Origin of the sequence: Synechococcus sp. H55.8, from assembly GCF_047462375.1 — a bacterium.
GTDB lineage: Bacteria > Cyanobacteriota > Cyanobacteriia > Thermostichales > Thermostichaceae > Thermostichus.
The window spans coordinates 1-14,427 of sequence record NZ_JANSJC010000027.1; the positions used below are offsets into that span (position 1 = coordinate 1).

Below are 14,427 nucleotides of genomic sequence, written 5' to 3' on the forward strand. Positions count from 1 at the left end.
GTTGCCAAGCTCAAACGGCGGAAGCGTGCACCCAGGAAGGGGGTGAAGGCTTCTAGGAGATGGAAGAAAATCAACCGGCTAGAGGCTAAGCTCCAAGCCAAGGTTGCCCGTCAGCGTAAAGACTGGCAACATAAGGTTACCTCAGAGATTGCGCGTCGTTATGACATCGGGGTAACTGAAAAGCTCAACGTCAAGAACATGACCCGTAAAGCTAAGGGTAAAGGGAAGAAGCGCAAGGCCGGACTAAACAAGTCTATTTTGTCGGTAGGTTTTGCAACCCTCAACCGGCTGCTGACCTACAAAATTGAGCAGAAGGGCGGTTTGGTCTTGTTTCTTCCCACGCAAACCCTTAAGCCGTCTCAGCGCTGTCCGAAGTGTGATGCGATTCACAAGGAGTGGGCAGACCTGAGTAATCGCTACCATGTCTGCCCTGCTTGTGGTTTTGCGATAGAGAGGGACAGGGGGACGGTGATGATACTGTACAACGTTGCCACTAATCAGCAACCGGGGCTGGGAACCAGCCTCGTGAGTCTTGGATGCTTCAGCTCTACTTCAGAGACCCGGTACACGGGATCCATGAAGCAACTGGGGCAGAGGAAGAGACAAAAATCTCGCCGTAAAGCGGATGGGGAAACCCCACCCGCCTGCGCGGTGGGGTAGTTCATACTTGAGCAACTGATGTGCTGAGAAAGGCGACTGAAGAGTGCTCATCAGAGTGCTCACCGTTTCCGATCCCGAAAAAAAGCTGAATAAGTTTCTGCTGCCTAGGGATCCCTCTTAGTCTGGAGGGGATCGCTAGGGAGCTGATATCCTTGGAAACTTTTGTCCTAATTAAGCAAGTTCCCGATCAAAATGCCAAAGCCGGCATCAACAGTGACGGCACGATCGACCGGGCCAAGGCCAAGCGGATGCTGAACCCCTTCGATCGCTATGCGCTGGAAGCGGCCCTGCAAACCAAACGGCAACATGGGGCGAGGGTGACAGCGATCACGATGGGGCCACCGCCGGCCATCGAGGTGCTCTACGAGGCCATTGCCCACGGCGTGGATCGGGGCATTTTGATGACCGACCGCCGCCTGGCCGCTTCGGATACCTTGGCCACTGCCTACACCCTGGCCCACACGGTTCGCTATGCGGGCCGGCCCGATGTCATCTTCTGCGGGCTGCAGACCACCGACGGCGACACGGCCCAGGTGGGGCCCCAGTTGGCCGAGCGGCTGGGGATCCCTCAGGTTACCTATTGCGAGGCCTTTGAGATCCGCGATGGGATTCTGGTGGCGCGGCGGGCCATCGAAGGGGGATCCCAGACGGTGACGGTGCCGCTGCCGGTTTTAATTACGGTGGCCAATTCGGCGCGGCGCCTGGCCTATCCCACCCTACGCGGCGTGCAGCGGGTGCAGCGGTTGATGCGGGATGAGGCGGCACGGGCCGAGGCCATCCAGATTCTCAACCTGGACGATGTGGGGGCCGATCCAAAGCGCTGCGGCCTCCAGGGATCCCCGACCATCGTGGCCGCCACCGAAAAAGTAGGGGAAATCGGCGGCAACTGTCAGGTCTTTCAAGGGCAGCCCGTTCCTCAACTGATCAGCCAACTGACGCAGGCCGTTGACCTCTTCCGCTGCGCTGCAACTTCCTAGTCCTGTTGGCCAAGTCCCCTCTCCTATCGGCCCCAGAGTGGCTGGCGAAAGCTTTCGGTTTTAGGCGGTGAAAAGCTGACAAAGTTGACCCGGAGAAACTTTGCTTCACCTCGTCGCAACAGATGAGATTGCCCTCGACCCAATCTCAATTCAGGAGTCACGGTTCTATGGATCATAAGCGGATAGTGGTCTTCGCCGAGCAGGTCAAGGGTGAGTTGCAGCCCATCGGCCTGGAGCTGTTGGGAGCGGGGCGACGGCTGGCCGACAAGCTGGAAGCTACCCTGAGTGCCCTCGTCCTCGGCCACAACATCGCTCACCTGCCCCCGATCCTGATCGGCCACGGGGCGGATCAGGTCTTCATCGCCGACCACCCCGAGTTGGCCGAATACCGCACCCTGCCCTACCGCCGCGTTATCCTGGACTTGCTCAAAAGCTGGCCCCAGCCACCCCACACCATCCTGCTGGGATCCACCACCACCGGTCGGGACCTAGCCCCCCGTCTGGCCGCCCACCTGGAAACCGGCCTGACCGCCGACTGCACCGAGCTCGACATCGGCCCCTTCGAGTATAGCAACAGCCGGGATCCCAGCAAGTCCGGCCTCTTCCCCGAATGCCTGTACGCCATTCGGCCCAGCTTTGGCGAGTCCCTCAAGGCCCGCATCCTCGGCCCCTGGAAAAACCCGCAAATGGCCACCGTGCGCCCCGGCGTGATGCTGCCCTTGCCGTGGGACGGCTCCCGCCAAGGGGAAGTGATCCCGGTGCCGGTCAACTTGGAGCCGGAGGATCTCAAGCTGCACATTGTGGAAACGGTGCGCAACCTCTCCCAGGCCGTAGATCTGACGCGGGCCAAAGTGATCGTTTCCGGCGGCTACGGGCTGGGATCCCCAGAAGGCTTCGAGCTGATGAGAGCGCTGGCCGCCTGTTTCCCCAACAGCGCCGTCGGTTCTTCCCGCAAGGCTGTGGATGCCGGCTGGATCCCCTATGCCCACCAGGTGGGGCAAACCGGCAAAACCGTTCGCCCCCAGCTCTACATCGCCTGCGGCATTTCCGGCGCCATCCAACACCGCGTCGGCATGGACAAGTCCCAGACCATCATCGCCATCAACAAAGACAGCGCCGCCCCCATCTTCAAATTTGCCCACTACGGCATCGTCGGGGATCTCTACCAGGTGGTGCCGGAGCTGATCCGGCAACTGCAACAGAGACAGGAGGAGATCCGGGAAGGGGCCGACGAGCGGATCCCTCTCTTGCAAAGTCGCTGAGCAGATCCAGGGAAACGCCCTAGTGCAGAGCCATCGTCAGCAGCCCCTGCTGCCCCAGCAACAGCTCCCGCAACAGGGTTACCAGGCCCACCCACACCACAGGCGCCATGTCCACCCCCCCCAGCGGCGGGATCAGGCGGCGCGTCGGGCGCAACAGAAACTCCGTCAGGCCGACCACCAGGGAGTAGGGCAGCCGGGAAGTATCCAGTTGCGGATACCAAGACAGGAAAATGCGCAGCACAAACAGGACGGTGTAGATCGCCAATAGCGGACCCAGCACCCAGGCAGTGAATTGCGGCAGCATACGTCTTGCAGGAACCAGGCTCTAGAGGATACTCGGAATGCAGGCACTCGGCTCTAAGCTTAACCCCAACTTTTTAAAACTTTAACTCCGTTTCCAAAATAGTCCTACAAGCAGGGCGGCAGCCATTAGAGACTAGCGTCATAATGGTCGTATCTTGCTGACTCCAGGCAGGGATCCCATGCAGGGAAGATTACAAGAGATCGATATCCGCAGCATCCTTCAACTGATCGAGTTGGGCCAGCGCACCGGTGAACTTTTCGTAGAGGCCAGCCGCTCCGCCTACTGGTTCGTCTTTTTCCTAAATGGGCGAATCATCTACGCCTCCGAAAGCGAAGGCAACATCACCCGCCTCAAAGACTACCTGCGCCGCCTCAAGCTGGAAGCCGCCCTAGACGAAATTCAGATCCCTCCCAAAGCTGCGGTCAATGCCCCCGAGTACAACCGCCTCTGGTCTTTGCTGGAAAACCACAAGCTCAACCCCAGCCAAGGCAAGCAGATCCTGCTGGGCATGGTGCGGGAAGTCCTCTTCGACCTGCTCAGCCTCCACCAGGGCTCCTTCATTTTCGAGGCTGGATCCCCCTTGGCCCCCCAGTTGACCACCTTCCCCGTCACCCCCCTGCTCACCGAGATGGTCACCCAGGTGCAGGAGTGGAAAAAGCTACATCCCTATATCCAGGCTCCCAACCAAGCCCCCACCATCGTCAACCCCCTCCCCCTCCAGCAAACCCTGCCCGCCCCCGTCTTCAAAGCCCTGAGCGAGTGGTCCGACGGCAAAACCAGCATTCGCCAGATGGGTCGCTACCTGGGCCGAGATACCCTGGCAGTGGCCAAGGCCATCTATCCCTATGTTCGCCAAGGGGCGATTCACCTCTCCGAGCCCGTCCTGATTGCCGAGCCCCAGCACAGCCGTCCCCTCAAAGCCGGCGACAAGCCCAGCCACATCCTTTGTATCGACGACTCCATGGCCATCCAAAAAACCGTGGAGTTCATCCTGCAAAACGAGGGCTACCAGGTCACCACCATCGGCAACCCCCTCAAAGCCCTAGGACAGGTGTTTCTCCTCAATCCCGACATGATCCTCTGCGATGTGGCCATGCCCAAGCTGGATGGGTACGAGCTGTGCGCCATGTTGCGCAAATCCAGCCAGTTCCGCGAAACCCCCATGATCATGCTCACCGGCAAGGACGGCTTCACCGACCGGATCAAGGCGCGCATGGCCGGGGCCAACGAGTTTCTCAGCAAGCCCTTCTCCGAGAAGGAGTTGTTGACCGTCGTCGAATCTTATGTGGGCCCACCTCCCAAGCGGGGCGGCGGCGAATAGGCACGGGGTAGCCAAGTCCCAATCAATCCAAATCGAGAACAAGGCTGAGCAGGCGGAATACTGGACAGAGGAGTAACCACGCCGAAAAATAGGATTAGCCACGGCCACAAGGCCAGGTGTGGCCAAAAGCGTCGAAAGACAAAATCTCGGTTGAGGTGGCCCCTAGGGTCAACCAGACCCGCGAAACACAACAGGAGCGAGATGACCATGAGCAAAGTGCTGGTGGTGGATGACAACCGTACCTATCTGGAGACCATTTCCAGTTTGCTCTCCGAGAGCGGGTTGGAAGTCTCCACAGCCATGGACGGTGTGGAGGCGATGGACATCATTCGTCAGCAGAAGCCTGACGTGGTGGTGCTGGACATCGTCATGCCCCGCATGAACGGCTACGAAGTGTGCCGGGAAGTGAAGGGAGATGAAAGCACCAAGCACATCCGCATTGTCGTGTGTTCCACCAAAGATCAAGCCTTTGATATCGAGTGGGCCAAGCGCAATCGAGCGGATGCCTATGTAACCAAGCCCTTCAAGCCTCAAGAGCTATTGGCTACCATCAAACAGCAGTTGCGGGAGATCAAGGAGACCGGCCAAAAATGAGTCGCGTTTTGGTGGTGGAAGACAGTCAATCGCAGCGAGAGATGATCGGCAAGTTGCTGCAGGAGAATGGCTTTGAGGTGATGACGGTGGGAGATGGGGTGGAAGCCGTAGAGGCGGTGAAGCAAAGCAAGCCCGATCTGATTGTGCTCGACATCGTTATGCCGCGGATGAATGGCTACGAGGTGTGCCGTCTCCTCAAGGCCGATCCGCTCACCCAAAAAACCCCGATCGTCATGTGTTCCTCCAAGGGCGAAGAATTCGACCGCTACTGGGGGATCCGCCAGGGAGCAGATGCCTACATTGCCAAGCCTTTCCAGCCGCAGGAACTGGTGGGTACGATTAAGCAATTACTGAGAGGCTAGGAACCGCCCATCCCGCTTCTATGCCTGCTGGCAGAGCCCAGAAGGGCTCTAGGCCCTGGGCAAGGGAGGGGCGGCCACCCCTCCACAAGACCATCGATACGGGGGAGCATCATGCTGGGGGATCTGGATCTGTTGATGGGGGATGAGACCCAAGAATTGCAGGAAATGGAGGCTCCCGAAGGTGAGCTATTCCTGAAATTCAAGGTCGCCACCGGAGAAGAATTTGCGCTGCCGGCGGTAGCGGTTGTGGAGGTGATAAGCATCGGCCCCGAGAAAATTACCCCCATGCCGAATGTCGCGCCAGTTCTGCTGGGCACTCTAAACTTGCGGGGCGAAATCATTTGGGTTGCGGATCTGGGGCAATTTTTGGGGATCAGCCCGCCCCTCAACCTCGACCGCGCCGAGCTCCCTGTGGTGGCCGTGATGGATCAACAGGATTTGCTGATGGGCCTGGCCGTGGATTCAATTGTGGGCATGGAGTGGCTGAAGACGGAATCGGTGCGGCCTGTTCTCGTGGCTCCTGAGTCGATGGCTCCCTTCTTGCGAGGGGAATGGGTGGTGCCCGAGACGGGATCCCGCCTGCCATTGCTGGATCAGTCGGCCATCCTCAGATCCAATCGTTGGAGTTAACAGGCAGTCCTCTGTGAACTTGGCAAAAAGAGAGTGTATAGTTCCTATCAAAGAGCCAGGCTGGCTTCCTTCACAATGGGGAAAGCCGGTCTTGTCCAAAGTGCGCGCCAAGCCTGGTGAAGGTGGGGTTGCCTTGACAGCTATATCGGGAGATGGCGGCAAAAACGTGTTCTTGTACTCGCTATGGGCAGAGGGAGAAATAGCCTACATACATAGTATCTGAGATGAAGGTGTTGGTGTTGGGGGGCGTTCCGTTGGCATCTGCGTTGAAGCGTGAACAGAGCTAACCAAGCAGGGAAGGGAGGATCCATGGTTTCGAGCGCGAACACTCAGAGAGACTTCACCGAGGCAATGGTCGCCTTTTGGCAGGGAGACTACGTTCAGGCAGTACGGTTGTTGAACCAAGTGGCCGCTGCTCAGCCACAGGATACCGCCGTCAAGTTGCTGCTGGCTTCGGCCCAAAGGCAAGCCGGGCTGTTGCTGGAAGCTCGCCACACCTACAGCACCATCCTACAGACGGCCAGTGATCCCGACGAGCTGGAGTCGGCCCGCAAGGGGCTGGAGGAGCTGCTGCAAATGGCACCGGAGCTGGCGGACATGCCCGACTCCTCAGAAGCAGTGGACGAGCTTCGCTCGCAAGAGGGGTTGGCGGATGAGTCCCCCGCCGCCGATCCCTTCCTGCAGTTTGAGGAGAGCAGGGAAGAGGAAGTGGATCCCTTCTCAATGGCAGGCGACCCCTTTGCCGCCGCTGGGGATGTTTTGGCTGAGGAAGGCGGATTCGAGGATCCCTTTGAGACCGGGCTGCAGATGCCGGAGGCCGAGCCGTTGTTCCCATCTTACCAGCTGCCAACCCATCCGCGGGTGACGCCGCCGGCCATTTCGGGGCGGGTAAGTGCGCAAGAGAGCAGGCCTCACACCGATCCGGTGGTCGAGGATGACTTTGCCTTCCTGAACGAGTTCGACCGAGAGCACTTGCAAGCCCTGGAAGGCGACTCCGACTCCATTACGCAGTTGGCCGGCGATGCAGATTTTCCCGAAGAGATGGGCTTGTCCCTACCCGGCTTTGAGGAGGAGGGAGGGGGATCCCTGGATGAGGGCCTGCCGACGGAATTGGCCGCGCCCATGAGCGAGCCGATCCCTGCCCCCGATGAAGACACAGCCAGTCCCGGCTCTGCCCTTTTCGATCTTGACGAGCTGGACAGCCTGGATCGCGAACTGGCCGGCATGGAGGGCGGCGAGCCGGTCTTCTACCCAGATGAGGGGGCGACCGAGGGGATGGCCGGGATGGCGGCAGAGATGGCCGGCGGAGCAGCCCAAGTTTTGCAGCCTCAAGGCCTGCCCACTGCCTCGATTCCCCTTCCTGGTGCAGGCGAAGCAGGGACAAGAACATCTGCCGGGCTCGCCAACCGCCCGCTTGCCGATCGGCAATTGGCCACGGCGCTGATCCAAGGAGCGGTGAGTTTGGCTGCCGGGCTGGCGATTGGCCTGGGGATCCCGGCCAATGGGGGAGCTCGCTTGATGGCCGGCGTCATCGGAGGTGGGGTGGTCGGCACGGTAGCCGGGGTTGTACTTGGGGCCAGTAGTGCCAAACACCTTCGCTCCGCCGCCCAAGAGCTGGCTGGCCACTTTGCCGCCTTGGCCCAGGGGAATTACTCAGTACGAGCCACAGTCAATGCCCCTGATGAGCTGGGGCGCTTGGCCGACAGCTTCAACCAGATGGCGGCTGCCATTGAGGCCACCTTCACAGAACTGAACCAGCGGGCTGCCGAGCAGGGGCAAGCTAAGGAAGACCTCCAGCGCCAGGTGATTCGCCTGTTGGACGACGTGGAAGGGGCTGCCCGTGGGGATCTAACCGTGCGGGCAGAGGTGACTGCCGATGTGCTGGGGGCGGTGGCCGACTCCTTCAACCTGACCATTCGCAGTCTGCGAGACATTGTCAGCCAGGTGAAGCGGGCCGCCGCCGCCGTGAACGATGCCGCCTTGCAGAATGAGGACTTTGCCCGCAGCCTCTCCGCCGATGCCTTGCGCCAGGCGGAGGAGATTTCCAACTCCCTCAACTCCATTCAGGAGATGACGGAGTCCATTCAAGAGGTGGCCAGCAACGCCCGCGAGGCGGCCAACGTGACCGCCCAAGCCACAGAAGCAGCCTCTCGCGGTGGAGAAGCGGTGGATCGGACGGTCAGCGGCATCCTGGAGATCCGGGAAACGGTGGCGGAAACCACCCGCAAGGTGAAGCGCTTGGCGGAGTCCTCGCAGGAAATCTCCAAGATCGTGGCCTTGATTTCACAAATTGCCTCGCGCACCAACCTGCTCGCCTTGAACGCCAGTATTGAGGCCGCCCGAGCCGGGGAATCGGGACGGGGCTTTGCCATCGTGGCCGATGAGGTGCGACAACTGGCCGACCGAGCCGCCAAGGCCTCGAAGGAAATCGAGCAGATTGTGTTGCAGATCCAATCGGAAACCGGCAACGTGATGACGGCCATGGAAGAGGGCACCCAACTGGTGATCGAGGGGACACGGCGGGCCGAGCAGGCCAAGAACAGCCTGGACGAAATCATCGAGGTCAGTCGCCGCATCGACGAATTGGTGCGGGCGATTTCTCAGGCCACTGTGCAACAGACGGAAACCTCTCGCTCGGTGGCGCAGTTGATGCAATCGGTGGAGTTGACCGCCAACGAGACTTCCAAGGAGGCGCAGAAGGTGGCGACTTCGCTGCAACAGTTGGTGAGCATTGCCCGTGAGCTGCAGGCTTCCGTCGGTCGCTTCCGGGTGGGGGATGAATGAGCAAATCTGCTTTTTTGAGGGCATTCTAGGGACTAAGGATCCCAGGGACGAGAAGTCCCCGCTCTTCCACGGCACTGGGATCCCCCTTTGCAACATTGGCCAAACGCTTTGCTCAGCCTGGTCGGTCTGTTATCACTGATGCATACTTGTGGGCTGTAGGAAGGGCCTCCTGCCATGAACGAAGAAGCACAGAAGCGGATCCTCAGTTATTTCATTGAAGAAGCCCGCGACCACTTGGCAACGATCGAGCAAGGGCTCCTCAGCCTGCGCGACAGCATGAGCGATCCTGAGCTGATCAACGAGCTGTTCCGGGCTGCTCACTCCATCAAGGGGGGAGCCGCCATGCTGGGCCTCACCAGCATCCAACGGACGGCCCACCGCATGGAGGATTTTTTCAACATCTTTCGCTCTCGTCCCGGCGGAGTGCCTGTCGATCAGCACCTGGAAACTTTGCTCTTGCAGGCCTTTGATGGGCTTGCGATGTTGTTGGAGGAGCTACAGAGCCCCCGCGGCCTCACCGAAGAAGTTGGCAACACCACGCTGGCGGAATTGGAGCCGGTTTTTCAAGAGACCGAAAGGCACATTCAAAATCTTCTGGGCGAGGGCCCTGTCTCAGCTCCCGTCTCGCCACCGGCAGCCCGTACCCTGCAGCAGGACATGGCAGAGGTGGTGCCGCAGCAGTTGCGCCAGATGCTGGAGCTGTTCAAGCGAGGGGAGCAGCCAGGCGTTCGCGATCAGCTAGTGGCGGCCAACGCCGTCCTCAAAGAGATCGGACAAGTTCATCATCTGGCGGGCTGGCAGCAGTTGACAGAAACTTTCGGGCAAGCCCTGGGCAACCCCGACGCCGATCTGCGAACGTTGGCTTTGGTCGCCCTGCGGGATTTGAAGCAGGGACAGCAGCTCATTTTGGCCGGCCAGCCGGAACAAGTTGCCCCTTCTCCAGAACTGCAACAACTGGCTCGCCCTGCCGCCCCCCCTGCCCCACCGGATCCTTGGGAGGTGCTGGTGCATCAGCAGATCCCAGCTCTGTTGCGCCAGATGCTGGAGTTGTTCAAACGTCCCGACGACCCAGCTACCCGACCGGCCCTGCAAGCTTTGGCGCAATCTTTGCAGGATTTGGGACAGTCCTCAGCTCTGGATCTGGGAGGCTGGACAGACTTAGCCCGCTTGATCGTCGAGATTTTGGCGGATCCCGGCCAGAACTTGCGACAACTGGCCCTGCCGGTGCTGCGAGATCTGAAGCAAGCTCACCAAGCTCTGGCCAGCGGAGCGGCAAACACCATCCAGCCCTCGGCAGAGTTGCTGGCCTTCCGCCCTGTGCCGGCAGCCCCCGAAGAGCCAGAGGTCTCGAAGCTCTTCGAGCTTGGCCTTGCTGGGGAGTCTGAGGCAGAGCCGCTGTTTACCCAACCTGAAGATGCCCCAGAGGATTGGGCTGCGGCTGCTTGGATCCCTGCCGAAGCAAGTGCTGCCCCCCATCGGAGCTGGGAAGCTGAGCCCATGCCAGAAGCCGAGACATCCTTGCAGGAGCAGGAGAGCGCAGAAGCGAGCTGGGATCAAGTGGTGGAACAGCCGGCATCCCTCTGGGAAATGGACACGGCTTTGGATTCAGAGAACCTGCTCGCTCCTGCACAAGAGGAGAGCCTAGATCTGAGTTGGCCGGAGGCCGCAGCGGCCTGGGAGGAAGACCGGGAAGCAGCCGCCGTGCCGGCAGAAAACCCAGAAGAGGATGGGCTGGGATCCAACTTGGCCTCTGTTGCGGAAGACTTCCATGCCACCCCCTTGGATCTGGAGGAAGAAGCCGCTTCGGCCTTTGACGAGCTGTTTGCCAACGCAGAAGCGCTATCCGATATCGAGGAGTTCCCGCCGGAGCTGATCCCCCCTTCTCCTGAGCCTTTCTTGCAGACCTTTGCGGAACCGAGCCCAAGCTTGGAGGAGGAGGGAGTCGAGGCCGATCTGGCGGATCTGTTTGCCGAAGTGGTGGGTGAAGCGGCAGCAGAGCCTGCCGAGCTGACAGGGGCTGAGGAAGCGAGCCAGGCCGTCTGGACGGTTGCACAACAGGAAGTGCCGGCCCAAGCTGCTGCAGAAATCGCAGAGGAGGTGTTTGACTTTGCCCCAGAGGAAGCCGCAAGTGCCGGAGTGGAGGCGTTGTTTGAGCTCGAGGAACTCTCCGTAGAGAATGTTCCCCTGCAGGAAATGCCCGAGCTCCCTGACGTTGGGGCCATTTCCGATGGGGATTCGGTGGCGGATCTTTGGGCGGCTGAGCCGTCCCCACCCCTTCAGCAGGCCATCGGGGATGGGGATCTCTGGGCTGAATTCCCCGCCGATATTCGGCTGGAGGATTTTTCCACCCCGGCAGACTGGGATTCTGGGGAGATGGGATCCCCAGAGTTGGCCGACTCTGCTGCGGATGAGGCTGCCGAAGATAGCTGGGAGAGCCTTTTCTCCACCCCTGCAGCCGATCAAGCCTGGTCGATGCCGGAAGAAAGCGAACCTTCTGGATTTTTTGATGTTGCTTTTGAGCCCTCTTTTGATGTTGCGGATTCTGGCCCGGCTGCGGTTGAGCGACTGGAAGACCTCTTTGCCGAGGAATCCTTGCCGACGTTGGAGGAATTTGCTGCTGCTGGCGAGCCAATGGCAGCGGCAACCCCAGACTTCGAGGCCGAGCTGGGCCTAGGCGATCTCTTCGCCGGCGAGACTCCGGCAGCAGCATCAGACGCCCAGGAGGGGGCTTGGTTGGAGGAGGTGTTCCCGGCCCAGGAAGAAGAGCTCTCTGGGGAAACACAGCCTACCGATTTGGCGGGCACTGCCCCCTCGCCAGAGTTTTCCTTCGACCGCCTCAATGCTCTATTTGCCGAGGAGACCGAAACCGAAGCCCTGAGCTTAGAAGCCGGCGGATCCCTCTCGGCCATGGATGGCGAGGTGGATTTGGATGAGCTGAGCCGGTTCTTTGCAGAAAGGGAGGCCGCCCAGGAAGGGATCCCCTCAGATCTTGCCACCTTCCTGGGCGAGGCAGAGGCTTTGCAAGGGAGCAATCTGGAGGGAGTGACTCTGCCTGAGCCAGAACCACTTGTAGCTGCTGCAGAGCAAGGCGGAGCTTCCCAGCCGGCAGAAGAGGATCTGGCAAGCCAACTGGAAAGCCTGTTCACAGAGGATGAGCTCTTGGCTGCCCCGAGCGCGACTGTTCTTGGCAGCGAGACCCAGCTCTCGGAGGAAGAAGCGCCGGAAGTCTCTCCTACCCCAAGTTTGGACGATTTGGCCGCCCTTTTCGATGCCGCCGAACCAGCGGTGCCTCCTGAGCTGGAAGAGTTCATCGCTCCCATTGTGGGATCCCCTGCAGCCGTGAGCGGCGAGGTTGCCGACGATTTCGCAGCCCAACTGGAATCCCTCCTAGTCAATCTCGAGGTCGCCCCCCAGGCCTCTGCAGCAGCGCCGGCACCTTCTCCGTCCGCTGTCGCTGCCGCCCCAGCAACAGCCGCCCCCACGGCACCGGCTACACGGCGATCTGCCCTCAGCAACCCTGTGATGCGGGTGGAGGTGCGCCACCTCGACTCCATCAACAACTTGGTGGGAGAGTTGGTGGTCATTCGCAACAGCATGGAGCAAAACCAAACTCGCCTGCGCCAGTTTCTGGATGGCCTACTGGGCCGTGTGCAACAACTAGGGGATCTGGGCCAGCGCATGCGGGATCAGTACGACCGCTCCCTGTTGGAGTCGGCTTTGTTCTCCAGCCGCAGCGGCTCAGCCTATGGCGGCACGGTAACGGTGGGCTTCGGTCGCAATGGCGAGGGAGCCGGACACAGCAGGCGAGGGCATTCTTCCGGCCAAGAGTTCGACAAGCTGGAGATGGATCAGTTTACGACCTTCCACACTCTGGCCCAGGAGATCATTGAGCTCATCGTGCGGGTACGCGAGTCTTCCTCGGACATCGAGTTTGCCGTCGATGAGGCAGAGCAGATCACCCGCCAATTCCGCCAGGTCACCACCCAACTGCAAGAAGGCCTGAACCGGGCGCGCATGGTGCCCTTCGCGCAAATTGCCGACCGCCTGCCCCGCGCCGTCCGTGATCTCTCCATCAAAACGGGCAAACAGGCCAGCCTGGTGGTGGAAGGCCGCGACACCCTCATCGACAAAGCCATCCTGGAAGAGCTCTCCGACCCGATGACCCACCTGGTAAACAACGCCCTGGTGCACGGGATCGAGCCCCCTGAGGAGCGGCGCCGCTTGGGCAAGCCCCCTGAGGGCAAGATCACCGTCAGGGCCTTCTACCAAGGCAACCAGACAATCATCGTTGTCGCCGACGATGGCGCCGGGATCCCGGTGGAGAAAATCAAGGCCAAGGCGCAAAGGCTGGGGCTGCTGTCAGAGCAGGCAACCGAAGACGAAGTATTCAACGTCCTCTTCCACCCCGGCTTTAGCAGCCGCGAGGCCAGCGAGGTGGACGACCTGGCCGGGCGGGGGGTTGGCTTGGATGTGGTGCGCCGCAACATCACCGATCTGCGCGGCAGCATCCAAGTGGATTCCGTGCGCGGCAAGGGCACCACCTTCACCATCCGCCTGCCGCTCACCTTGAGCATTTCCAAGGCGATGGTGTGTGTCAGCGACAAGGCTCTGATCGCCTTTCCTCTCGACGGTGTGGAGGAAATGCTGGATGTTCCTGTCGACGAGGTGAAGCCGGACGAGCAGGGGCGGCCCTCCATTCCCTGGCGGGATCAACGCCTTCCCTTCCAACCCCTCTCGAATCTGTTGTCCTACAGCCGCAGCCACAGCCGCAGCCGCTCCGAGGTCTACAGCGTTGCCCAGGATGAGGGCATCATCCCCATCGTCATCCTCCAAAGTGCCGGCCAGTATGTTGCCCTGCAGGTGGACAGCTTTGTGGAAGAGCAGGAAATCGTGATCAAGCAATTGCGCGGGCCTGTGCCCAAACCACCTGGCATTTCTGGGGCAACGGTGCTGGGCAATGGTCGCGTGCTGCCCATTGCTGATGTCCTTGAACTGGTGGATATGGCCCAAGGCCGCCGTCGCGATCTCAGCCGCCTCTGGGCAGAGCGTCGCGCTGCGGAGCCACGTGTCGAGGAAACCCATCAAACCACGGTGCTCATTGTGGATGACTCGATTGCGGTGCGGGAGCTGCTCTCCATGTCCTTCCAAAAGGTGGGCTACCGGGTGGAGCAAGCCCGCGATGGACAGGACGCCTGGGAAAAGCTTCGCGGTGGCTTGCGCTGCGATCTCATCTTCTGCGACATCGAGATGCCGCGCATGGACGGCCTGGAGTTGCTCTCCCGCATACGGGCAGACAGCAACCTCAAGCATATTCCGGTAGCTATGCTTACCTCAAGGGGGGCAGAACGGCACCGGCAGACAGCCCGGGAGCTGGGAGCCACTGCCTACTTCACCAAGCCCTACTTGGAGGAAGAGTTGTTCAGCGCTGCCGCCCGCATGTTGCAAGGGGAGCAGTTGTTGACGCCTAGCCCCGCTCCCTGAGCCTTAGCGGGTGCCGTTCGCGCTAGTGGGTTGTAGGCCCTACGACCAGCAA

Annotated in this window: 10 protein-coding genes; 9 read left to right on the forward strand and 1 reads right to left on the reverse strand. The window is 60.5% G+C overall.

The window, feature by feature from the left end; translation table 11 throughout:
• The 3 genes from NW862_RS10825 to NW862_RS10835 all read left to right on the forward strand — a co-directional run.
• On the forward strand, nucleotides 1-660 hold a 660-nt coding region (locus tag NW862_RS10825; protein ID WP_414427169.1), incomplete at its 5' end, for an RNA-guided endonuclease InsQ/TnpB family protein.
• A 152-nt stretch (nucleotides 661-812) separates the two neighbouring features.
• Nucleotides 813-1,637, forward strand: a complete 825-nt coding sequence (locus NW862_RS10830; RefSeq protein WP_414334522.1) for an electron transfer flavoprotein subunit beta/FixA family protein — start codon at nucleotides 813-815, stop codon at nucleotides 1,635-1,637.
• Between the two features lie 167 nt (nucleotides 1,638-1,804).
• Entirely contained in the window at nucleotides 1,805-2,899 is a 1,095-nt protein-coding gene (locus tag NW862_RS10835) for an electron transfer flavoprotein subunit alpha/FixB family protein (protein WP_414334524.1), read from the forward strand.
• 19 nt (nucleotides 2,900-2,918) lie between these two features.
• Here the strand turns inward: NW862_RS10835 and NW862_RS10840 are convergent, their stop codons facing one another.
• On the reverse strand, nucleotides 2,919-3,203 hold the full coding sequence (locus NW862_RS10840) for a YggT family protein (RefSeq protein ID WP_414334526.1): 285 nt from the start codon (nucleotides 3,201-3,203) through the stop codon (nucleotides 2,919-2,921).
• A gap of 178 nt (nucleotides 3,204-3,381) precedes the next feature.
• On the opposite strand from NW862_RS10840, the gene NW862_RS10845 reads away from it, so the two are divergent.
• The 6 genes from NW862_RS10845 to NW862_RS10870 all read left to right on the forward strand — a co-directional run bounded on the left by NW862_RS10845 (nucleotide 3,382) and on the right by NW862_RS10870 (nucleotide 14,375).
• Nucleotides 3,382-4,524 carry a response regulator gene (locus tag NW862_RS10845; protein WP_414334527.1) on the forward strand — a complete coding sequence of 381 codons (1,143 nt, stop codon included), beginning with the start codon at nucleotides 3,382-3,384 and terminating at the stop codon, nucleotides 4,522-4,524.
• 207 nt (nucleotides 4,525-4,731) lie between these two features.
• The gene (locus NW862_RS10850; protein ID WP_414334547.1) at nucleotides 4,732-5,118 is read left to right on the forward strand and encodes a response regulator; all 387 of its coding nucleotides are present in this window, start codon (nucleotides 4,732-4,734) and stop codon (nucleotides 5,116-5,118) included.
• Entirely contained in the window at nucleotides 5,115-5,480 is a 366-nt protein-coding gene (locus NW862_RS10855; RefSeq protein ID WP_414334529.1) for a response regulator transcription factor, read from the forward strand. Before NW862_RS10850 ends, NW862_RS10855 begins: the two co-directional genes overlap by 4 nt.
• A gap of 111 nt (nucleotides 5,481-5,591) precedes the next feature.
• The gene (locus NW862_RS10860) at nucleotides 5,592-6,110 is read left to right on the forward strand and encodes a CheW domain-containing protein (protein ID WP_414334530.1); all 519 of its coding nucleotides are present in this window, start codon (nucleotides 5,592-5,594) and stop codon (nucleotides 6,108-6,110) included.
• A 309-nt stretch (nucleotides 6,111-6,419) separates the two neighbouring features.
• Entirely contained in the window at nucleotides 6,420-8,894 is a 2,475-nt protein-coding gene (locus NW862_RS10865; protein ID WP_414348951.1) for a methyl-accepting chemotaxis protein, read from the forward strand.
• A gap of 174 nt (nucleotides 8,895-9,068) precedes the next feature.
• The gene (locus tag NW862_RS10870; RefSeq protein WP_414427170.1) at nucleotides 9,069-14,375 is read left to right on the forward strand and encodes a response regulator; all 5,307 of its coding nucleotides are present in this window, start codon (nucleotides 9,069-9,071) and stop codon (nucleotides 14,373-14,375) included.
• Nucleotides 14,376-14,427: the final 52 nt, after the last annotated feature.

What these genes read in the sequence shown, in the direction of transcription:
- NW862_RS10835 (WP_414334524.1), top strand. Translation starts at nt 1,805, where the DNA reads ATGGATCATAAGCGGATAGTGGTCTTCGCCGAGCAGGTCAAGGGTGAG.
- NW862_RS10840 (WP_414334526.1), bottom strand. Translation starts at nt 3,203, where the DNA reads ATGCTGCCGCAATTCACTGCCTGGGTGCTGGGTCCGCTATTGGCGATC.
- NW862_RS10845 (WP_414334527.1), top strand. Translation starts at nt 3,382, where the DNA reads ATGCAGGGAAGATTACAAGAGATCGATATCCGCAGCATCCTTCAACTG.
- NW862_RS10850 (WP_414334547.1), top strand. Translation starts at nt 4,732, where the DNA reads ATGAGCAAAGTGCTGGTGGTGGATGACAACCGTACCTATCTGGAGACC.
- NW862_RS10855 (WP_414334529.1), top strand. Translation starts at nt 5,115, where the DNA reads ATGAGTCGCGTTTTGGTGGTGGAAGACAGTCAATCGCAGCGAGAGATG.
- NW862_RS10860 (WP_414334530.1), top strand. Translation starts at nt 5,592, where the DNA reads ATGCTGGGGGATCTGGATCTGTTGATGGGGGATGAGACCCAAGAATTG.
- NW862_RS10865 (WP_414348951.1), top strand. Translation starts at nt 6,420, where the DNA reads ATGGTTTCGAGCGCGAACACTCAGAGAGACTTCACCGAGGCAATGGTC.
- NW862_RS10870 (WP_414427170.1), top strand. Translation starts at nt 9,069, where the DNA reads ATGAACGAAGAAGCACAGAAGCGGATCCTCAGTTATTTCATTGAAGAA.